This is a genomic window from Pseudomonas sp. R1-7 (assembly GCF_051132105.1).
GTDB lineage: Bacteria > Pseudomonadota > Gammaproteobacteria > Pseudomonadales > Pseudomonadaceae > Aquipseudomonas.
Genome location: NZ_CP071661.1, coordinates 2,691,456 through 2,712,375 on the forward strand (window position 1 = coordinate 2,691,456; position 20,920 = coordinate 2,712,375).

Annotated in this window: 21 protein-coding genes; 6 read left to right on the forward strand and 15 right to left on the reverse strand. The window is 60.3% G+C overall.

The window, feature by feature from the left end; genetic code table 11:
• Positions 1-13 precede the first annotated feature (13 nt).
• Complete coding sequence (gene nhaA, locus J3P79_RS12150; protein WP_434610840.1) at positions 14-1,222, reverse strand: Na+/H+ antiporter NhaA; 1,209 nt, start codon at positions 1,220-1,222, stop codon at positions 14-16.
• A gap of 265 nt (positions 1,223-1,487) precedes the next feature.
• Between nhaA (J3P79_RS12150) and nhaA (J3P79_RS12155) the strand changes: the two genes are divergently transcribed.
• Positions 1,488-2,672: a Na+/H+ antiporter NhaA gene (gene nhaA, locus J3P79_RS12155; RefSeq protein WP_434610842.1), complete on the forward strand. Its 1,185-nt coding sequence runs from the start codon at positions 1,488-1,490 to the stop codon at positions 2,670-2,672.
• A gap of 130 nt (positions 2,673-2,802) precedes the next feature.
• On the opposite strand, the gene J3P79_RS12160 is transcribed toward nhaA (J3P79_RS12155), so the two are convergent.
• On the reverse strand, positions 2,803-3,069 hold the full coding sequence (locus tag J3P79_RS12160) for a hypothetical protein (RefSeq protein ID WP_434610844.1): 267 nt from the start codon (positions 3,067-3,069) through the stop codon (positions 2,803-2,805).
• A 341-nt stretch (positions 3,070-3,410) separates the two neighbouring features.
• Here J3P79_RS12160 and J3P79_RS12165 point away from each other — a divergent pair, with 341 nt between their 5' ends.
• A complete protein-coding gene (locus J3P79_RS12165; protein ID WP_434610846.1) occupies positions 3,411-4,736 on the forward strand; it encodes a sigma 54-interacting transcriptional regulator in 1,326 nt (441 codons plus the stop codon).
• A gap of 139 nt (positions 4,737-4,875) precedes the next feature.
• Here the strand turns inward: J3P79_RS12165 and J3P79_RS12170 are convergent, their stop codons facing one another.
• The 9 genes from J3P79_RS12170 to J3P79_RS12210 form a co-directional block, all read right to left on the reverse strand.
• The gene (locus J3P79_RS12170; protein WP_434610849.1) at positions 4,876-6,150 is read right to left on the reverse strand and encodes a hypothetical protein; all 1,275 of its coding nucleotides are present in this window, start codon (positions 6,148-6,150) and stop codon (positions 4,876-4,878) included.
• Between the two features lie 47 nt (positions 6,151-6,197).
• On the reverse strand, positions 6,198-6,944 hold the full coding sequence (locus tag J3P79_RS12175; protein WP_434610851.1) for a hypothetical protein: 747 nt from the start codon (positions 6,942-6,944) through the stop codon (positions 6,198-6,200).
• Positions 6,945-6,999: 55 nt separating this feature from the next.
• On the reverse strand, positions 7,000-7,680 hold the full coding sequence (locus J3P79_RS12180) for a C39 family peptidase (protein WP_434610853.1): 681 nt from the start codon (positions 7,678-7,680) through the stop codon (positions 7,000-7,002).
• Positions 7,681-7,758: 78 nt separating this feature from the next.
• Entirely contained in the window at positions 7,759-8,736 is a 978-nt protein-coding gene (locus tag J3P79_RS12185) for a heme utilization protein (protein ID WP_434610855.1), read from the reverse strand.
• A gap of 73 nt (positions 8,737-8,809) precedes the next feature.
• A complete protein-coding gene (locus J3P79_RS12190) occupies positions 8,810-9,388 on the reverse strand; it encodes an adhesin (protein ID WP_434610857.1) in 579 nt (192 codons plus the stop codon).
• A 1-nt stretch (position 9,389) separates the two neighbouring features.
• The gene (locus J3P79_RS12195; protein ID WP_434610859.1) at positions 9,390-9,836 is read right to left on the reverse strand and encodes a hypothetical protein; all 447 of its coding nucleotides are present in this window, start codon (positions 9,834-9,836) and stop codon (positions 9,390-9,392) included.
• Positions 9,837-10,144: 308 nt separating this feature from the next.
• Complete coding sequence (locus J3P79_RS12200; protein WP_434611442.1) at positions 10,145-10,669, reverse strand: AAA family ATPase; 525 nt, start codon at positions 10,667-10,669, stop codon at positions 10,145-10,147.
• Positions 10,666-11,229: a nicotinamide riboside transporter PnuC gene (pnuC, locus tag J3P79_RS12205; RefSeq protein WP_434610861.1), complete on the reverse strand. Its 564-nt coding sequence runs from the start codon at positions 11,227-11,229 to the stop codon at positions 10,666-10,668. The genes J3P79_RS12200 and pnuC overlap by 4 nt, the downstream gene beginning before the upstream one ends.
• Before the next feature lie 145 nt (positions 11,230-11,374).
• Entirely contained in the window at positions 11,375-13,009 is a 1,635-nt protein-coding gene (locus J3P79_RS12210; RefSeq protein WP_434610863.1) for a methyl-accepting chemotaxis protein, read from the reverse strand.
• 271 nt (positions 13,010-13,280) lie between these two features.
• Here J3P79_RS12210 and J3P79_RS12215 point away from each other — a divergent pair, with 271 nt between their 5' ends.
• Together J3P79_RS12215 and J3P79_RS12220 are read left to right on the forward strand one after the other, a co-directional pair.
• On the forward strand, positions 13,281-14,111 hold the full coding sequence (locus J3P79_RS12215; protein WP_434610865.1) for an undecaprenyl-diphosphate phosphatase: 831 nt from the start codon (positions 13,281-13,283) through the stop codon (positions 14,109-14,111).
• The gene (locus tag J3P79_RS12220) at positions 14,108-14,530 is read left to right on the forward strand and encodes a DUF1294 domain-containing protein (RefSeq protein ID WP_434610867.1); all 423 of its coding nucleotides are present in this window, start codon (positions 14,108-14,110) and stop codon (positions 14,528-14,530) included. Before J3P79_RS12215 ends, J3P79_RS12220 begins: the two co-directional genes overlap by 4 nt.
• Positions 14,531-14,533: 3 nt before the next feature.
• On the opposite strand, the gene J3P79_RS12225 is transcribed toward J3P79_RS12220, so the two are convergent.
• Both J3P79_RS12225 and J3P79_RS12230 read right to left on the reverse strand, forming a co-directional pair.
• On the reverse strand, positions 14,534-14,884 hold the full coding sequence (locus J3P79_RS12225; RefSeq protein WP_434610869.1) for an MmcQ/YjbR family DNA-binding protein: 351 nt from the start codon (positions 14,882-14,884) through the stop codon (positions 14,534-14,536).
• Positions 14,881-15,789 carry a LysR substrate-binding domain-containing protein gene (locus J3P79_RS12230; protein ID WP_434610872.1) on the reverse strand — a complete coding sequence of 303 codons (909 nt, stop codon included), beginning with the start codon at positions 15,787-15,789 and terminating at the stop codon, positions 14,881-14,883. Before J3P79_RS12230 ends, J3P79_RS12225 begins: the two co-directional genes overlap by 4 nt.
• Before the next feature lie 128 nt (positions 15,790-15,917).
• Here J3P79_RS12230 and J3P79_RS12235 point away from each other — a divergent pair, with 128 nt between their 5' ends.
• Both J3P79_RS12235 and J3P79_RS12240 read left to right on the forward strand, forming a co-directional pair.
• Positions 15,918-16,526 carry an FMN-dependent NADH-azoreductase gene (locus J3P79_RS12235; protein ID WP_434610874.1) on the forward strand — a complete coding sequence of 203 codons (609 nt, stop codon included), beginning with the start codon at positions 15,918-15,920 and terminating at the stop codon, positions 16,524-16,526.
• 184 nt (positions 16,527-16,710) lie between these two features.
• The gene (locus tag J3P79_RS12240; RefSeq protein ID WP_434610876.1) at positions 16,711-17,748 is read left to right on the forward strand and encodes an alpha/beta hydrolase family protein; all 1,038 of its coding nucleotides are present in this window, start codon (positions 16,711-16,713) and stop codon (positions 17,746-17,748) included.
• Here J3P79_RS12240 and J3P79_RS12245 read toward each other — a convergent pair.
• Both J3P79_RS12245 and J3P79_RS12250 read right to left on the reverse strand, forming a co-directional pair.
• On the reverse strand, positions 17,742-18,935 hold the full coding sequence (locus J3P79_RS12245; protein WP_434610879.1) for an MFS transporter: 1,194 nt from the start codon (positions 18,933-18,935) through the stop codon (positions 17,742-17,744). The two genes, J3P79_RS12240 and J3P79_RS12245, sit on opposite strands and share 7 nt — an antisense overlap.
• 185 nt (positions 18,936-19,120) lie before the next feature.
• Positions 19,121-20,707 (reverse strand): ABC-F family ATPase, encoded by a 1,587-nt coding sequence (locus tag J3P79_RS12250; RefSeq protein ID WP_249875015.1) that lies wholly within the window; start codon positions 20,705-20,707, stop codon positions 19,121-19,123.
• Positions 20,708-20,920: the final 213 nt, after the last annotated feature.

Genomic DNA, 20,920 nt, shown 5'->3' on the forward strand with positions numbered 1-20,920 from the left:
GTCCTCTTGCGCTTCAGGTCCGCGACTTTCGAGCGTTGGCTGCCATCAGAACGATGATCCCCAGGATCGCTGCCAGAGTGGAGCCCAAGAGCACTCCAACTTTAACTTCGTCTACCAAGTGGGGGGCGCCTGGGAAAGCAAGGGCACCGATGAACAGGCTCATGGTAAATCCGATCCCGCATAGCAGTGCGACACCATAAAGCTGAAGCCAGTTGGCTCCCTCAGGAAGCCTGGCCAGGCCGCAACGAATGACCAGCGTTGCCAGGCCGAACACTCCCAGTTGTTTGCCGAGCAGCAGCCCCAGTGCAACGCCTAGGGGAACGGGGTCGATCAGGTTGTGCGGCGTGATTCCGGCGAGCGAGACGCCGGCATTGGCGAAACCAAAGATGGGCACAATTGCGAAAGCTACCCAGCGGTGCATTTTCTCTTCGAGATAGAGCAGCGGTGACTTGCGTTCCTCCACGGGGTTACCCAGCGGAATGAAAAAGGCAAGAATGACGCCGGCCAGCGTCGCATGGATGCCGGATTTAAGCATGAAGAACCACAGCAGGGCGCCGACAAGCAAATAGGGGAACAGTCTCCTGACGCCGCACCGATTGAGCACTACCAGCAAGACAGTTGCCCCCAGCGAAGCCAGTAACATAGTGATGGATAAATCGCTGGTATAAAACAGCGCGATTATAAGGACGGCGCCAAGGTCATCGAGGATCGCGAGCGCCGAAAGAAACACCTTCAATGAAACAGGGGCGCGCTTGCCCAGTAGCGATAACACGCCCAAAGCAAACGCGATGTCGGTGGCTGCCGGAATGGCCCATCCACTCGTCGTTTCTGCACTGCCCCAATTAACCATGAGGTAGATCAGGGCAGGAAACAGCATCCCGCCAAGCGCGGCGAATCCGGGAAGTGAACGCTGACCCCAACTTGATAGCTGACCCATCAGCATTTCACGCTTGATTTCTAGGCCAACCAGCAGGAAAAACACCGCCATGAGGCCGTCATTGATCCAGTGCTCGACTGAAAGCCCCAGGAGATGAATTTTCAGCAATGAAAAATAGTCGGCTGACAATGGCGAGTTCGCAACCACGAGGGCGGCCAAAGCAGCGCCCATCAACACCAGGCCTCCTGCTGACTCTGCGGCGAAAAATCTGGACAGAAAAGCCCGGGCGGACGCTGACTCACGATTCTTATCGGTTTTATTCAGGCGCGACGGTTCTGCACTCATAGGCACGACTACTCCGCGCTGGCGGCCCGACCTTCGCTTGATTAAACCTGTCCTGCCGCGTTTTGCGGTGACACCCTCGCCGCCATTCTACACAACCTGTGTATCGCAAGGTCCAGCGCAATCGTGCATTCATTTCCATGCGTGAAGAAACTGTTCGTCGTTTGGGTGACTCAGACGCTACAGGAGGGCAGTCATGTGCACGCCACCGTCGGGGAAATGGATTTTATGGATTATCGTGCCGTGGTAGAGAACTTCGGAGGAGTGGATGGGAAATGGGTTAACGCGTAATGTCAATCTGCGCACACCTGCGCTGCTGATTCGCTTTATCAGTTGGGAGCCTGCGGGTGGCATTGTGCTGATGCTCTCGGCATTAGCAGCATTGATCGTTGCCAATAGTCCGCTCTATTCAAGTTATGAGAGGGGGCTGAGGGCTTCTTTCCTTGGAATGTCACTGGAACACTGGGTAAACGATGCGCTGATGTCCGTTTTCTTTCTGATGGTGGGCCTGGGAATCAAGCGCGAAGCCTTGATAGGGCAGCTTGCTGGATGGAGCCAGAGGGCGCTCCCTGGCCTCGCGGCCCTTGGGGGAATGATCGTACCGGCGATGTTATTCGTCTGCATCAATCGAGGTTCTTCCGAGACGTTGGTAGGGTGGGCGATTCCGACCGCCACGGACATTGCATTTGCGCTGGGTGTGCTGTCCCTGTTGAGCGGCAGAGTGCCGATCTCGCTGAAGGTATTTTTATCTGCCTTGGCCATCATCGATGATCTTGGAGCGGTAGCCATTATTGCGCTCTTCTATACCGCCGGCTTGGATGTTCCGATGCTGCTTGCTGCGGCCGCCGTGATCGTCTTGTTGGTGCTCATGAATAAGGCCGGAGTGACGCGGTTGCTGCCTTATCTGATACTCGGAACATTGTTATGGGGGTTGGTCTTCAAGTCCGGCATCCATGCGACGCTCGCCGCGGTAGTGGTTGCATTCTGCATTCCCTTGAACAAGGACGCAGAGGGGGACGACTCCCCGCTGCAAAGACTTGAACGCAGCTTGTCCCCTTGGGTCGCCTTTATCATCTTGCCGATTTTCGGTTTCGCCAACTCAGGCGTATCCCTGAGCGATGTGACGGTCGATCACCTGTTGGGGCCGGTACCGTTGGGAATCGCCTTGGGATTATTGTTTGGGAAGCAGGCCGGCGTTTTCACTTTCGCACTGATAGCGATCAAGACAGGCCTGACTCAAGCCCCGGCCGGAACTACGTGGCGTCAGATCTATGGAGTGTCGTTATTGTGCGGCGTCGGCTTCACGATGAGTCTGTTCATTGGAAATCTGGCATTCCCCGAATCACAGCGACTCATGGATGAAGTCAAGGTCGGTGTCTTGTCAGGCTCCGTTCTGTCGGCCCTGATGGGCATGGCAGTACTGCGATTTGGCGTGATTCAGCGGCGCAGATAGATCGATACAATCAAAAGGCCAATATTCAACGCTTAGACCGACAATGAATTGTTGTCAGCTTTCAGTACGTTGAAATTGGCCTCTTGCTTCGATCGCAACCGAACAATTCAAATATCGTGTTTGTCGGGTTTTATTCTGGCATCGACCAGGATTGAAGTTTGTAGCCTTCCTCGCTCAGTTCGGCACGGGCCTGTTTCAACAGATTGGCCAGTTGAGCGGGATCGGTGTAGGCACTGCTCGGAATCTGGGTGCGACCGATATGGGTATTGGTGCGGTCGATGACGGTCAGGCTCAGTTCACCGTTACCGTCTTGTGGGGCCCAGGCCACGCATTGGAAAGGACGGAATGCGCGGTCGGCAATCAAAAGAGCTTCGTTGATACGGAGCGGGGCGTTCATGGCGTTATCTCTCAAGGGTGCCCAATCAAATGATGTGCCGTCGGTTGGGCATACCGTGCGGCTGGTTACTTGTACTGATGTCCCGAACCCGGGGCCGGGTCACACAATATTTGAATAAATTTCGATTTTCTTTCAGACCAGCCTTTTCGGCTTTTGTTTGAAAGGGTGGTGAAAGATTCGACAAGCGCCAACTAACGAAACGTCCCTCTTATAACCAGTTCCTGATCGCGCCGATAACTAATCGATACAAGCAGGTGTCAACTTCTTGCTACTGTTACATGCAGGTTCGCCAAACGCCTGTTTCTAATCATATTTCCTTATTTTGGCGCCAAGGATCAGTCATGATCGAAGCCAGTGCGTTGCGTCGCCTTCTCGTGGTTGACCCTTGCGATGATTGCCATCGCCTCATGCCAGGCCTGCGCGCCATTGGCTGGGATGTCGACAGTTGTTCCCTTGAACATGCCGGGGATCGGAGCTGCGATGTCGGTCTCCTGCGCCTGCAGCCGTTCCATCTGGAGCGGCCGGAAGCGGTCAAGGAGCTGATCAGCCGCAGCGGTACTGAATGGATCGCCGTGCTCAGCCCGGAAGTGCTGCGCCTGCAGAACGTCGGCGATTTTGTCTGCGAATGGTTCTTTGATTTTCATACCTTGCCGTTCGATGTTTCCCGGGTCCAGGTGACGCTGGGCCGCGCGTTCGGCATGGCGCGGTTGAGGGGGCAGGGTTCGGTCCATATCAATCAGCCGGAACATGAATTGCTGGGCGACAGCAAGCCGATTCGCGAGCTGCGCAAGTTATTGAGCAAACTGGCGCCTGCCGAGTCACCCGTGCTGATTCGTGGCGAGAGCGGTACGGGCAAGGAGTTGGTGGCGCGCACCCTGCATTGCCAGTCCCATCGGCGCAACAAGCCGTTCATTGCGATCAATTGCGGTGCTATCCCGGAGCATCTGATCCAGTCCGAATTGTTTGGCCATGAGAAGGGTGCGTTTACCGGCGCCCATCAACGCAAGATCGGACGGATCGAAGCCGCCCACGGCGGTACGTTGTTTCTCGATGAAATTGGCGATTTGCCGCTGGAGTTGCAAGCCAACCTGCTGCGTTTCCTCCAGGAAAAGCACATCGAGCGGGTCGGCGGGAGCCAACCGATTGCCGTTGATGTGAGGATTTTGGCGGCGACTCATGTGGATCTGGAAGCGGCTATCGAGCAACGGCGTTTCCGAGAAGATCTCTACTATCGCTTGAACGTCCTGCAGGTCGTGATGGCGCCGTTGCGCGAACGCCACGGCGATTTGTCGATGCTGGCGAGCCATTTTTCCCACTTCTACAGCCACGAAACCGGTCGCCGGCCGCGCAGTTTCAGCGAGGACGCCCTGGTCGCGATGGGCATGCACGACTGGCCCGGCAATGTCCGCGAGCTGGCCAACCGTGTGCGTCGCGGCCTGGTGTTGGCGGAGGGGCGGCAGATCGAGGCCCGGGACCTGGGCCTGGCGAGCCATCAGGGCGTCGCCGCACCGATGGGCACCCTGGAAGAGTACAAAACCCGCGCCGAGCGCCAGGCATTGAGCGATGTGCTCAATCGCCACAGCGACAACCTGAGCGTGGCGGCTCGTGTGCTGGGCGTGTCGCGGCCTACCTTCTATCGGTTGCTGCACAAGCATCAGATTCGCTGAATCAATCCGCCTGAAACCTGTGGGAGCGAGCTTGCTCGCGATAGCGGTTTCCCAGTCGATTCAATGTTGACTGGAAAGGCCCCATCGCGAGCAAGCTCGCTCCCACAGAGGTTCTTCAGGGCCTGGGATCCTTGGCGGACTAGAAGTAGTAAGGGAATTTCAAGCTGAAGGTGAAATCCGGCGCATCGTCGGTCAGTCCGATGGACAGGTTGGGCACGATAGTGAGGTTGTCGCTGGCGGCAACTGTCATGCCGATGTTGAAATAGCCGGCGTTGGCGTCGCTGGACGTCACCGATTCCCAATCCCCGCCGTCCTGCTTGAGCCTGCTTTTCTTCTGGACAAGGTCAGAGACTGAGAACGACATGCTCATTTTCTCGTTCAGGGCAAAGGCGATGCCCGCGCCGATCTGGAAGCTGTCGCCGATCCGCACCTTGCCAGGCACTTCCTGATTGACGGTGGAACTGATGTCGTCGAAGGACTCTTCGAAGTTGTGGGTGTAGGACAGGCTGCCGAACAGCACCGCAGGATCGAACGTCTTGACCAGGGAGATTCCGGGCGTGATCGACCAGACACCGTTGCCGGTTGGCAGGTCCTCAGGCACGAAGAGGTTGGTGTTGGCCTGGGACTGCCGCAGCTTGATGCCGAACGGATCCTTGCCGGTGGGTGCCTTGACGCGCAGGGTCACCACCGCATCCGGGCTGCTGACCGATTCATCCATGAACTTGTAGGCGATGCCGAAGTTGACGTCGCCGATGGTCGGGTCGCGGGTGACGGTTTCTTCGCTGGTCACCCCGGCAGCCCCATCATTGGCGCCGCCGGACTGATAGGTGGACTCGCGGTAGATCACCGGCACGTTGAGGTCGAACTGCCAGCGATTGTCGAAGTTGTAGCGGCCCGTCAGGTCCAGCGTCCAGGTGTCGGCCTTGATCCGGTCCAGGTTGATGTTGCCGAGGAAAATCGAATCCAGGGCCAGGAAACCGTTGAGGATCAATTGCCGCGAGTCGTAGCGCGAGTAGGTCACGCCGGTTTCGAAGCTGAACTTACCGCCGCCGAAAAAGCCGCTGGCTTCGTCGTAAAGGTTTGAGACGCTCTGGGCCGGTTGCGATTCGTCGGCCAGGGATTGCCCGTAGCCGCTGCCACCTGCGGCGCTGCCCGCCGCGCCTTGGTTGCCTTTCATGTCGGCCGGGGATTTGGCCAGGCGCTTGGGCGGTGGGACGGCGGGCTGGTCCTCCACCTGGCGGACACGCTGTTCGAGTACCGCCAGGGCTTTTTGCTGGACCTCGTACCGTTGTTTGAGCTCAAGCAGTTCTTGTTTCAGGGCCTCGATGTCCGAGTCCGGTGCAGCGTGCAGCAGGGTTGCCGGGAACATCGTGCTCAAGCACATCACAGCGCGCAACGATACGGATCGATACATGAAATATGCCGTCCCTAGTTTGCTCAATGATCGGAGATCAGCGTAGATCAATATCCGAGATTCCGGAGGCCGCGTAGTTGCGTCAGGTTGGAGTCCAGCGACCCGGCGCTGGTGCCGTTGTTGTTCAACACGACGTTGAGCTGGGTCATGTTGTTGACCAGGTTGCTGTTGCCCAGCAGGCGGGTGTTCTGCAGCAACCCACCCTGGGCGACTTGTTGCAGGGTGCTGCCTTGGTTGTGGTTGGCCTGGATCGCCATCTGCACGCCGCTGCCCGTTGCGGTGACCGCGACGCTGCCGGCGGCGTTGCTGCCGCTGATGGTTTGGCCCTGGGTCAACAATTGGCCTTGGGACGGGGCCAGGGCAGGGGCCTGGCTGCTTTCCTTCACGTTGATGCTGACATCGTTATACGCAATGTTGCCGTCGCCGGCGGCTCGCACGCTCTGGGTCACGCCTTGGCCTGCGCCGAGGCCGGCGCCGCCAGTGACGGTGCCGCTTCCGTGTTCCGGGGCGTTGCCGTTGCCGGTCTGCTTGATGGTCGAGACATAAAATTGCGGTTTGACCGTCGAGGCCTGGATCTGCATGGAGCTTGACGCGCCGATCAGGTCGCCACTGGCGTTGCGCCAGGTGCTGCTCATGACGATGCCAAAGCTGATGACTCGCCCGGGCATGACGTAACGGCCCCGAAGCTCGGCGAGCTCCTGGTCCTTGACTTCGATGGGTTTGAAACCGGCGTGGGCAAGGCCCGACGTCGTTGCGGCCAGGCAGGCCAGCGTGAGCCAGTATGAGCGTTTCATGTGTTGCTCCCGGAGCGTCCTGCTCCTTGTTTTTTTATTGGCAGTTGTGCGGCGCTTAGAAAAAGTCGCTCTGTATGAAGCCGAAATCCATCAGTTCCGCGTCCTTGACCGGGTTGAAGCCGTCCAGCTGGTTGCGTGCCGTCAGCGGCTGCGGTGGGCTGCGCAAGGCGTTGGTCTTGTCATAGCCGGGGCCGACGATGGCGAAGATGATGCCGTTCCAGCCTTTGGTGAATTCATCGTGGGCGTAGCGTTTATGTCCGAGCACCGGGTCGGCGATGTAGACCCATTGCTTGTCCGACCGCTGCAGCACGACGAAATGCTTGTAGCCGCGTATATCCATCAGGACCACGACGGGGATCGTCACGGCGGCGAGCTTCTCCGGCGGTATGCGGTAGCCACGGGCGCGCATGCCGATGGTTTCGACGTAGCGCTTCATGTCCAGCATGGAAAAACCCTGGGTGCGGACCAAGTCCTGGTCGGCGTTGACCAGCATGCCCTTGATGACCTGCTCTTCATTGACGTCAAGCCAATAGGCCTGGCGTAACACGGTGGCCAGCGCGGCGGCACCGCAACTGAAATCGGTCTTCTGCTCGACGATGTCGCTGAACTTGCGTTCGCGCACGCTCTGCACCGGTTTGTAGACGAGCATGCCGCCAGGCAGGGCGGCAACAGGCATTTGTGCTGCCTCACTTGCGCAGGCAAAGCACAGACACAGGCAAAGCGCTTTCGCACGCATGATCGATACGCCTAGTGAAACCCAGGAAAAAAGGCCCCTGTGGGAGGGACCAGGGTCTGCTCCCACAGGGGCATTTTTTTACATGCTGGCGTTACGGCCCGCAGCAATCGACAGCGAGTTGCTCTGCTGGTTGCCCACGCCCGCCGACACGTTGGCGCCGCCGTTACCGGAGAAGCCATTCATGGAGTTACTCATGGTGGCGTTGTTGTACACAGGGTTCTTCCAACCGTCGCGAGTCAACACTTGCTGGGTGTTGCTGCCGGCCAGTTCGAAAGTGCCCACGGCGGAGAACTTGAACTTGTCATCGTCGTGACCACCACCGTAGCCGCCCTTGTTGCCCCAGCCGCCGTCGTCTTCGACGGTACCGTTGCCTTTGGCCTTGAAGGTGCCGGACGCCTCATAGGAACTGGTGAGGGTAACGACCTCGTTCTTCTTCACGCCTTTGTTGTCGACCACCAGGCCGGTGGACGACTGGTCAGCCGCTGCTGCGGCCTGGGCGACCCGTCCGCCCGACACCGCGATGGCCAGGTTGTTTTTCTGTTGGTTGAAGTTGCCGGCGGTGACGTTGATGCCGATGTTGCCGGAGCCGTTGTTGCCCGCGTTGGTGAGCGAGGCGTTGTTTTGCGTGGAGTTGTTTTTCACATAGTTGTTGTTATTGACTTGGGTGGCGCTGGACATGGAGAGAGCCGAGCCGAAGATGAATTTCATGTCATCGTTAGCGGTGGCCAGTGCGGCGGCATTGTCCTGCTGGTTGCCATCGCCAGCGGCGATGTTGGCGCCCATGTTGCCGTTGCTGCCATTGAGCGAGTCAGCGGCCTCGGCGGTGTTTCGGGTCGCCTGGTTGGTCACTACGTTGCCGTCGCTGTTCTGCACATCCAGCACCGTAGCCCCAGCGCCGGCGCTGATGGAGAGCAGTTGTTCCAGCGTCGGCCCTTTGGGACCCTGGTTGCCATGGCCGTTGCCATGACCGTTACCTCTTCCGTCAGCCTGTGCAGCCATTGCCATGACAGCGGCGAGAGCGAAAACCAATGGTTTGAGCGCCATTGTTGGTTTCATGGTGTTTCTCCTTGCGTGTCGTTGGTTAAGTGTCGGTACTTTCTTATGTACTGCGCTTATCTACTGCGCCGGATCAGTCAGCGACCCGGATGCTCAGGGTGTTAGCCATGCGGTTCCCCACCCCGGCACTCTGGTTCACCTGGATTACCCCACGGCTGCCGGTGAAGGCCTGGTCGCTGGTTGCGACCTGGCGACTGCCGGTTGGGGTGTCAGTTGCTCCGGAGTTCGGTACCAGCGCTACGTTCTGTTGGGAAAGGGCGCTGTCATCCATGCTTTGCGGGAGAGCACTGATGCCCACTCGCATGACATTGGCCATCTGGTTGTTGGCGCCGGCGGACTGGTTGACGCCCAGCACGCCGTTGCCGTTGGTGAAAGAGCTGCCGCCGATGCGCGCGCTTGCGTTCATGGACGGGTTGGCTGGCGTGTCGAGGCGTTGCCGCACGACGGTGGTCGCCTGGGCGTCGGTGCCGATGGCGATGGCGCGGGTGTTGGTCTGCTGGATCTGATCCCCGGCCGCCTGGTTGACGTTGAAATTGCCGCTATAGCGACTGCCGGAGTTCTGCAGATCCGAATGGCTGCTCACTGCCACGCCTGGATCGGCGAGCACGGCGGATGAGCCGAGCAGGGCGATCATGAACCAGGTCGAATTCATCTCACTGTCCTCCCGCCAACCGGCCCAATGGGGCGAGGCCGGAACTCAGCGAGCGATTGATGGTGCCGGAGATGGCGCCGCCGCTACCGCCGCTGTGCCCGGACCGCATGCCCGGCATGCCGTTGGGGTTGGTCACGACGTTGAGGCCTTGCATGCCTGTGGTATTGGGCGTGACGGTGTTGCGGATCGTCGAGCCGCTGGCAACACTGGCGAACTCGCCGTCGCTGAGCTCAGTGCTCGCGGTTGCCTGGTTGATCCGATCGGATGGATTGGCATTGACGGTGGTCGGGTAGGGGTCTTTACCGCCGTTGCGACCGAAGTGTACGGGTTGCACGTCACGGTTGAGTACGATGACACCGTTGCCCTCGGCCTGGGCCGGCAGACTGAGCGTCGCGCTGGCGGCGCAGCCGATCAACAGGCAGGTTACGCTTGCGTGGAAAGTCCCCATGACATTGTTTCCTTCTTCACTGGACGCTGGCCCTAGTCAGCGTTGCGAAGGGGAAGAGCAGGTGTTGTGCCGCATTTGAAAAAGCCATTGGTTTCAGTGCGTTGCAAAATGCAGCGGGTCGACAGTGCACGAACTGTTTCATGAGTGAGACGAGCCTGGCGGCTGGCGACGGGCCACCCGCCGCTGTATGCCTCTGGATCCAGGGTCTGGGGAGGGTGTTTCAATGACTTGACAGTCAGCGGGGCAAATGAGGTGAAGCGTTATTGGATCCGGGTTTGGCGAGGGCGCGATGTTTCAGGTTTGAGACATTACGCCTGGAGCAGCCGGGAGACGGCGGTAAAAACGAGTTCGCGACGCTGCGCCCAATCACCCTCGATTTTCAGCAAGGGTTGCCGGTGGCGAACCAGCCAGTCTTCGATGGCTTCGAAAAAAACCACCCGTTCGGCGAGCGTGGGCTGACAACGCAGGCCATCGCCGACCCATTCGACCTGCTCGGGACTGAGCAGCAGGTGCAAGTCGTAATGGCGCGCCAGCAAGGCTGGTTCGAGCCAGGCCGGGCAGTCGCCGAACAGGGTCTGGCTCCAGAGGATATTGCTCAACAAATGAGTGTCGAGGATCAGCAAGTCCGACTGCTGTGTCCGCGCAGCGTCTTCCCAGGCCAATTGGCCGGCGGCGATATCGGAAATATCGGCCAGGGAGGTATCGCGCTGGGTCTGCTCCATGAAATGGCGCACGTATTCATCGACCCGCACGCCACCGAAGTGCGCCTGCAACTGGGTGGCCAACCAGCTCTTGCCGCTGGATTCCGGACCGGTCAGGACCACCACTCTCATGCGCGAAGGGCCGGGTCGGCGCGCCATTCCCGCCAGCCTTGCACCGCCAGCAGGGTGAACAGGGCATAGAGTGCAGCGGTCAGGTACAGGTCCTTGTAGATGAACAGGCCGACAAAAATCACGTCGAGGACGATCCACAGTGGCCAGCATTGCACCCGTTTTTGCGCCATCCACCACTGGGCAACCAGGCTGAACCCGGTGAGCGCCGCGTCGAGCCAGGGTTGCGCGGCATCGGTCCAGTGCGCCATCGCGCCACCCAGCATCAAGCTGCCCGCCGCACCAATCGCCAGGCCGAGCCACACCGACGGCGCGCCGAGGCGCGTCACCTGCCGTCCCTCATGATCGTGCCCGGCGCGGGTCCACTGCCACCAGCCATACAGTTGCAGGACGGCATAGACCACCTGCAACAGCATGTCGGAATACAACTTCACCTCGAAGAAAATCCAGCTGTACAACAGCACCATGACCAGGCCGATCGGCCAGCACCAGGGGTTCTGCTTGACGGTCAACCAGACAGCGATCACGCCGAGGGCTGCGGCAAACAGTTCAAGCCCGGACATGGCGGTTCCTTGGGGAAGTCAGAGAGGGCGGGGATTGTAAACGCTATGGGGTAGGCAGCTCCAATTTCACTGCGGGATGGGGAGATATAGTGAACACCATGTCAGCACCAATGTGGAGCGGGCTTGCCCGCTCTCACAAAGTTTGTTAGACCCGGAATTGCTTGAGCAAACCGTTCAGCTGTTCGCTCAGGTCTTTCAGGCGCGCGCTCGCCAGGCTTGATTGCTCGGCGGCCACCGCGGTGCTGTGGGACAGGCCGGCGGCCTGGGTGACGTTCTGGTTGATGTCCTCCACCACATGGGCCTGTTGCAGGGTGGCACTGGCGATGGAGGCGTTCAGGCTATTGAGATTGCGCAAGGCCTGGCCGATGGCATTGAGACTGGCGCCCGCGAGACCGGCTTGCTCGATCGTCAGTTGGGAAGCGCGGCTGCTGTCGCTGATGACCTTCACTGCGGCTTCGGAATGGTTTTGCAGGCGTTCGATCATGGCCTGGATTTCGGCGGTGGATTTCTGCGTACGCTGGGCCAACAGGCGCACTTCGTCGGCCACCACGGCAAAGCCACGGCCCTGCTCGCCGGCGCGGGCGGCTTCGATCGCGGCGTTGAGCGCCAGCAGGTTGGTCTGCTCGGCGATGGAGCGAATCACCTCCAGCACGCTGCCGATCTGGGTGCTTTCACTGGCCAGGGTGCGGATCACTTCCACCGCCTGGTCGATGGTCTGGGACAGCCGGTCGATCTGCTGCAAGCTGCCGTCGATGTTGACCTGGCCTTGTTGGGCCTGGGATTCGGCGTCGCGCATTTCACTGGCCGCGTGCTCGGCATTCTTGGCCACGTCCTGCACGCCATAGGTAACTTCGTTGATCGCGGTCGCTACCAGTTCCATTTGTTGGGATTGTTGCTGGCTGCGTTGCTGGGCCTGGGCGGCGTCGTTGCCCAGTTCGCTGGACGATTGCCCCAGGGCGCTGGCGGAGGTCTGCAACTGGCTCACCACCTGCCGCAGCTTGGCGGTGAACGCGTTGAAGTGTCGCGCCAATTGCGTGACTTCGTCCTGGCCGTGGGTATCCAGGGTCCTGGTCAGGTCGCTTTCGCCACTGGCGATATTGGCCATGGCGTTGACGGTCTCCTGAAGCGGGCGAACGATGCTGCGCACGATCAGCGTCAAGAGCAGGCCCATGACCAGGGTAATCGCCAAGCCAATCAGCGAAGCCTTGATCAACTGGGACAGGAACTCTGCCTGGACGTCATCCACGTACACGCCGGAGCCGATGATCCAACCCCAGGGTTCGAACAGCTTGACGTATGAGGTCTTGCCGACCGGGGCTTCGGCGCCCGGCTTGGGCCAGAGATAATTGATCATGCCAGCGCCCTTGGCCTTGGCGATGGCGACCATTTCGTTGAACAGCGCGTAACCGTTGGGGTCGCGAATGGCAGAGAGATTCTGGCCTTCGAGTTTCGGATTGGTCGGGTGCATGACCATGACCGGTGTCAGGTCATTGATCCAGAAGTAGTCGCTCTGGTCATAGCGCAGCCCGCGCACCGCGCTCAGGGCCTGCTTCTGCGCCGCCTCGCGGGTCAGGGTGCCGGCGGTTTCCAGGCCATGGTAGTAGTTCAACACGCCACTGGCGGTCTGGACCACGTGCTGGGTCTTCTGCACCTTGGCCTGGTACAGATCGGTGTGGATCTGCTTGAGCATAAACGCGCCCAACGTGAACAACATCACGATGGCCACGACCAGGATGAGCCACAAGCGTCGGCTGATCGATACACTGCGCAAGCTATTCATACGCTGTCACTCCGGTTCTTATTCTTGTCATTAACGACGGCCGGCACTTTAACGCTCGGCGGATACCCGTGCTTGACCTGGGTCATAACGCGGCAGCGTTATCAGGGCTTGTCTGATAGGATTTCGGCCCCGCAGCGCAAAACCTGAGCCTGTTCCGTTTTTTCATTGGTTTTTTTTGCAAGGTCGCGGTTATCGTGCAGCCGCTGCGTGCACCTGCGTAACGTTTGAATAGAGATAAGGCCTGGATAGACAGGCCTTTTTTGGGGGATGAATGGATTTGTGGACTGCCTTTTCGGCATTGATTCTTGGCGTCGTGGAAGGCTTGACGGAATTCCTGCCGATTTCCAGTACGGGGCATCAGATAGTCGTCGCAGACTTGCTTGGGTTTGGCGGTGAGCGTGCGATGGCGTTCAACATCATCATCCAGCTCGGCGCGATCCTGGCGGTGGTCTGGGAGTTCCGGCGCAAGATTTTTGATGTGGTGCTGGGCCTGCCCACGCAACCCGGCGCCCGTCGTTTCACCGCCAACCTGCTGATTGCCTTCTTTCCCGCGGTGATACTGGGCGTGCTGCTTGCCGACTGGATCCACCATTACCTGTTCAACGCGATCACTGTCGCCACGGCGCTGGTGGTGGGTGGTCTGGTGATGCTTTGGGCCGAGAAGCGCCAACACAGGGTGCACGCCGAGACCGTGGATGACATGACCTGGAAGGATGCCCTGAAAGTCGGCCTGGCCCAGTGCATCGCGATGATTCCGGGCACCTCCCGCTCCGGGGCAACCATCATAGGCGGGCTGCTGTTCGGCCTGTCGCGCAAGACCGCGACCGAGTTCTCGTTTTTCCTGGCGATGCCGACCATGGTCGGCGCGGCGGTCTACTCCGGCTATAAATACCGCGAACTGTTCGTCCCGGCGGATTTCCCGGTGTTTGCCATTGGCTTCATCACCGCGTTCATCTTCGCCATGATCGCGGTCAAGGGCCTGCTGCGCTTTATCGCCAGCCACAGCTATGCGGTCTTCGCCTGGTATCGAATTGCCTTCGGCCTGTTGATCCTGGCGACCTGGCAATTCGGTTGGGTGGACTGGACAGCGGCCCAGCCATGAACGATTCAGGCCGGCGCGCCGCGCGCCATACCGGCGGGGGCGTGCAGAACCTGCGGCTCAAGCTGGGCGTGTTCGCGCTGCTGTGCGCCTTGCCGCTATCCGGTTCGCTGCTGCTCGGGCTGCAAGGCGAGTCCTGGGTGCCGATGACGGCTTACGGCGTCGTCAGTGTCGTGGCGTTCCTGCTCTACTGGAGCGATAAGCGCAAGGCACGTTCCGACGCCTGGCGCACGCCGGAAAATGTCTTGCATGCCGTTGAGCTGGCCGGCGGCTGGCCCGGAGCATTGCTGGCACAACAGGTGTTTCGCCACAAGACCCGCAAGGTGTCGTTCCAGGTGGTGTTCTGGTTTGTCGTGTTGTTGCACCAGGGATTCTGGATTGACCAGTTGTTCCTGGGCGGGCATCTGCTGGCGTTGTTCTAGAAACTACAGCAACAGCCCAACCTGCGTCCGCTTCGGCAATTTGCTGACCACCAGTTGATGCGAACGCTGCAGCAAACCCCGTAATTCGTCGTCACCCAGCGGGTAGGGCACGTTCATGATGACCCACTGTGCACGCGCCAGATAGGGCGCAGGGTGAATGCCCGGTCGGTCGCAATGGCCGAGAAACAGGTCCTTATCGACCTTGAACGCCAATGAGTCGCCGCGCAGACCCTGCAACGCGAACATCTTGTTCCCTGCGATGGAAAACACCCGCACGCCGCCCCACTTGTAGTCTTCCCTGGCACCTGGCAAGCCCAGGCAAAACCGTGCGACGTCCTCTTCGCTCAAGCTCATAGCGTTTTTTCTCCGCATTGTTCGAATGCCGCTACCAAGTGATCGATCCAGGCGCGCACCGCCGGCAGCATACCCCGTCGGTGAGGATAAACCGCCAAGAGCCAGCCATCGGGGGACGACCAACCCGGCAACAGCTCCACTAATCTGGCGTCGCGCAATTCCTCTTCGCAATACATGCTTGGCAGCAGCGTAAAGCCCAGGCCGGCGAGGGCGCAGGCGCGGCGCACGATGAAATCATCGATGCCCAGGCGCGCTTCCAGGGTCAGCTCGGTGCTTTGGCCATCGCTGTCGAGCAGGCGCAGGTGAACCAGTCGATCTGCTTCCAGCGCTCCCAGTACCGGCAGTTGGCGAAGATCCTCCGGGGTTTCGATTCGGCGTCCCTGGGTGAAGGCCGGGCTGGCGACCATGATCAACCGGGCCTGGCGCAAGCGGCGGGTCATCAAGAGTGGGTCTTCGTCTCCCAGGTCCCGCACGCGCAGCGCGACGTCGATGCCTTCGCTGACCAGATCCACCCGGCGGTTGAGCAGCGTCATCTCCAGTTGGACCAGCGGGTACTTCGCCAGGAAGGTTTCGATGATCGATGGCAGGAATTGATGCGCCAGTCCCACCGGGCTCGACACCCGTAATCGTCCACGGGGTTCGCTGGACATGCTTGCCACGGCCTCGTCGGCCATTTCCGCCTCCAGCAGCATCGCCTGGCAGTGGCGCAGGTAGCGTTCGCCCACTGCGGTCAGCTTCAACTGGCGGGTCGTACGTTGCAGCAGGCGAGCATTGAGACGCTCTTCCAACTCGGCAATACGCCGTGACAGCCGCGATTTCGGGATGCCGAGCAAGCGGCCGGCCGCTGCGAAGCCGCCGGCCTCGACCACCTTGGCGAAGTAATAAAGATCGTTGAGGTCTTGCATCTTGAGTTCGATTGTCCTGGCAGTGGGACGAACTATCGCATTTATGCTTACTTATCGGCCATTGCTTTCACCGATAGGATATTCGCAATTGATCGCCTGGTCGCGATCCTCATTTGGAGAGCACTCACATGAAACTGTTGCACATCGATTCGAGCATCCTCGGCGATAACTCCGCTTCACGCCAATTGAGCCGTGAAGTAGTTGAAGCTTGGAAGGCGGCTGAGCCGGCGATCACCGTGACCTACCGCGACCTGGCGGCCGACGCCATCAGCCACTTCTCCGCCCAGACGCTAGTCGCTGCCGGCACCAGCGCCGAATTGCGCGACGCCGCGCTCAAGTACGAAGCTGACCTGAGCGCCGAGGCAATGGCCGAGTTCCAGGCGGCGGATGCGTTGGTCATTGCAGCTCCCATGTATAACTTTACTGTTCCGACCCAGCTCAAGGCGTGGATTGATCGCATCGCCGTCGCCGGCCAGACATTCCGTTACACCGATGCCGGCTTCGAAGGACTGTGCCGTGGCAAGAAGCTGGTGATCGTTTCCACTGCGGGCGGTTTGCACGCGGGCAAACCGTCCGGCGCGGGCCATGAAGACTATCTGAAAGTGATGTTCGGTTTCCTCGGTATCAGCGATATCGAGATCGTTCGCGCCGAAGGGTTGGCAAAAGGCGACGATATGCGCACCAAGGGCATGCTTGAAGCCAAGTCGCAGATCAACCAGCAATTCGCCGCCGCGTAAGGCTTGCGTAAAGGCACCAAGCACGTCGGGCAACCTTCGCAAAACCCTGTATTCTCGTCGTCAATTGGACGGCTGGGATACGGGGTTTTGTGTATCGGGCACCGGGTTTGATGGCGCAGCTTATGCACGGCCGGAACGGCGACGACGGGGACCTTCCCGCGCGCGGGCGAAGGTGGAAGAATCGATGACACGTCTTGGTGCAGCATTGCTGTTTTGTCTGGTTGCCAGCCTCGGCGCGGTGCAGGCTGCGCCGGCGCCGCATCCGCATTGGAGCGCCGGTTTCCACGAGCTGGATTTCCTCGATCCGCTGGACCAACAGCCAATGCATGCCATCGCGTTTTATCCATCCACCGCGATGGATCAAGCCAGCTCCCTGGGCGGTTACCAGATCGACGCGGCGCCGGACGCCCAGATCGCCATCGGCCGCTTTCCATTGCTGATGCTGTCCCACGGCAATACCGGCACCCCCCTGGCCCTGCACGACCTGGCCACCTCGCTGGCACGCAAGGGGTTCGTGGTGGTGGCGGTGATTCATCCGGGTGACAACGCCCAGGATCACAGCCGGCTCGGCACGTTGAGCAACCTGTACGGCCGTCCGATCCAGATATCCGAAGCCATCACCGCAACCCTGAATGACCCGATGCTCTCGCCATTCGTCAATGCCGGGCAGGTCGGCGTGATTGGCTATTCGGCAGGCGGCGAAACTGCCTTGATCCTTTCCGGCGCCACGCCGGACCTCAATCGCCTGCGGCGCTACTGCCAGGAACGGCCTGATGACCGTGACGCCTGCAATACCCGGGGCGAGCTGATTGCCGACCGCGATGATCTCTCGCCGGTGGCTGATCCCAGGGTTCGCGCGTTGTTGCTGATGGCGCCGTTGAGCCTGAAATTCGGTCGTCACACGTTGGCCGACGTCCATGTGCCGGTGCTGCTGTACAGCGGCGACGGCGACAAACTGGTGGCGTTCGACAAGAACGCAGCAGCCCTGGCCCGCAAACTACCCACCGCGCCGGATTTCAAGACGTTGGCGGGGGCCGGCCACTTTGTCTTCATGGCGCCCTGCACGGACGAGCAGATCGCGGCGATGCCGGCGCTGTGCACCGATGCCGATGGGGTTGATCGCAAGGACATCCACCGCACCATGGTCTCCGAGGCCAGCCGCTTCTTCAGCCAGGCATTGGGCAAGCCGACCCGCGCGGGCATCAGGACCGCGGATCAGTGATCGCTGCGTTCGGCCCGCCGGCGCAGCAATAGTGCCAGGCCCAGGCCGATGATCGACAGCAAGGCCGCGAAGAAGAAAATCGACGAATAGCCAAGGTTCAACGCCACCGCGCCCATCAGCGGCCCGGCAATCGCCAACGCCAGGTCGAAGAACACCGCGTAGGCGCTCAATCCGGCGCCCCGGCTGCTGTTGGGCACCTGCTTGATCGCTTCCACGCCCAGCGCCGGATAGACCAACGACAGGCCGAAGCCTGCCAGGCCCGCACCGACCAGGGCAAACGCGGTGGAGGGGGCGAGCCAGAGCATCACCAGCCCCACGGTCTCGATGCTCATGCAGACAATCGCCGAGCTGAAGCCACCGAAACGGGCGATGCTGGAAATGAACAGCAACCGCGACAGGATGAAGCAGATGCCGAAGACCGTCAGGCACCACGCCGCACCGGTCCAGCCGCGGCTGACGTAGAACAGCGTAATGAACGTGGTGAGCGTGCCGTAGCCGATCGAGGCCAGGCACAGGCTTGCGCCAAACGGCGAAATACGCCCGAACACGGCCCAGAAGGGCAGGCGCTCGCCACGCACAACCGGAACCGAGGGTTTGTTGCGGATCAGCAACAGCGCCATGCCGGCCAACAAGGCCAAGGCGATGCCCAGGCTGGCGAAACCGAGGCTGCCGACCATCACAACCCCCAGCGGCGCACCGATGGCGATGGCCCCATAGGAAGCGATGCCGTTCCAGGAAATCGATCGGGCGGTGTGCTCCACGCCGACCTGGCCCATGCACCAACTGATGGTGCCCACGCCAATCAGGCCCTGGGCCACGCCCAAGAGCAACCTGCCGGCTATCAGGATCACCAGGCTTGGCAGCGCAAAGTCCTGCAGCAATATCGAGATCAGCGTCAGCACACCGCTGAGCAAAATCCCCAGCAAGCCATAAACGATGGCCCGCTTGGTCCCGACGCTGTCCGACAACCGCCCGGCCATGGGCCGGCTGAGCAGGGTCGCCAAGTACTGGGAGCCGATGGTCAGCCCGGCGATGACGGCGCTGAAGCCCAACTGATCATGGACATAGCCAGGCAATACGGCGATCGGCAGGCCGATGCAGAGAAACGCGATGAACGTGTAGAAAACGATCGAGACGATCTGCAAGGTGATCGACAAGGAGCTGGGAGCGGGCTGGGCTGTTGACATGGGGCTCGTTCGCGGGCAGCGGCAGGGGTGCTTCATCATGGCGCGAGACGAGGAGAAAAGGAAGCTGGCTAACGGTTTGCTTGTGTCGTGGCCCTCGCCACAGGGGTATCCATGGATTGCGTGCCGTTGGAATGAAAAAGCCCTGTCACATGGACAGGGCTTTTGTTTACCGCTCGCAGGTGCTCTTAGAACATCACACCCTGGCTGCGCAGGTAATCGTCATAGGTGCCGCTGAAGTCGACCACGCCGTCGGCGCTCAGCTCGATGATGCGGGTGGCCAGCGACGATACGAACTCGCGGTCGTGGCTGACGAAGATCAACGTGCCCGGATAGTTTTCCAGCGCCAGGTTCAGCGCTTCGATGGATTCCATGTCCAGGTGGTTGGTCGGTTCGTCCATCACCAGCACGTTCGGTTTTTGCAGGATCAGCTTGCCGAACAGCATGCGGCCCTGTTCACCACCGGAGATGACCTTGACCGACTTGAGGATCTCGTCGTTGGAGAACAGCATGCGGCCCAGGGTGCCCCGGATTATCTGTTCGCCCTGGGTCCACTGGCCCATCCAGTCGAACAGGCTGACGTCATCTTCGAAGTCATGGGCGTGGTCCTGGGCGTAGTAGCCCAGCTCCGCGCTTTCGGTCCATTTGACCGAGCCGGCGTCCGGCGTCAGCTCGCCCATCAAGGTGCGCAGCAAGGTGGTCTTGCCGATGCCGTTCGGGCCGATGATCGCCACGCGCTCGCCGGCTTCGACGGTGAAGCTGAAGTTCTTGAACAGGGTCTTGCCGTCGAAACCCTTGGACATGCGCTCGATGGTCACGGCCTGGCGGTGCAGCTTCTTGGTCTGTTCGAAGCGAATGAACGGGCTGACGCGGCTCGATGGCTTCACCTCGGCCAGCTGGATCTTGTCGATCTGCTTGGCACGGGAGGTGGCCTGCTTGGCCTTCGAGGCGTTGGCCGAGAAGCGGCTGACGAACGTCTGCAATTCGGCGATCTGGGCTTTCTTCTTGGCGTTGTCCGACAGCAACTGCTCGCGGGACTGCGTGGCCGCGATCATGTACTCGTCGTAGTTGCCCGGGAACAGGCGCAGCTCACCGTAGTCCAGGTCGGCCATGTGGGTGCAGACGCTGTTGAGGAAGTGCCGGTCGTGGGAAATGATGATCATGGTGCTGTTACGCGCCGTGAGGATGTTTTCCAGCCAACGGATGGTGTTGATGTCCAGGTGGTTGGTCGGTTCGTCGAGCAACAGCACTTCCGGATCGGAGAACAATGCCTGGGCGAGCAACACGCGCAGCTTCCAGCCTGGCGCGACTTCGGTCATCGGGCCGAAATGCTGCTCCAGGGGAATGCCCAGGCCCAGCAGCAGTTCACCGGCACGGGATTCGGCGGTATAGCCGTCCATTTCGGCGAACTCGGTTTCCAGCTCGGCGACGGCCATGCCGTCCTCTTCGGTCATTTCCGGCAGCGAGTAGATGCGGTCGCGCTCGGCCTTGACCTTCCACAGCTCTTCGTGACCCATGATCACGGTATCGATCACGGTGAATTGCTCGTAGGCGAACTGGTCCTGGCGCAGTTTACCCAGGCGCACGTTCGGCTCCAGCATCACCTGGCCGCCGGACGGTTCGAGGTCGCCGCCGAGGATTTTCATGAAGGTCGACTTGCCGCAACCGTTGGCGCCGATAAGGCCATAGCGGTTGCCCGCGCCAAACTTGACAGAGACGTTTTCGAACAGTGGCTTGGCGCCGAACTGCATCGTGATGTTAGCTGTAGAGATCAAAGGTTTATCCTGCGGAACATTCAGAGTAGCTAAGGGTGCGGCAGTACCTGTTCAGTACCTGTTTGCGCCGATCCGCACCGCGCTGGAGGCTTCGCGGTCGCAAGCGCAAGGGTCCATCCGGCATAAGAGGACAGCTGCATACGGAGCGCCTGGCCCGAGTGGGTATGCGCCGAGGTCGGTTTTCCGGCATCGGCCAAAAGGGGGCGCATGATA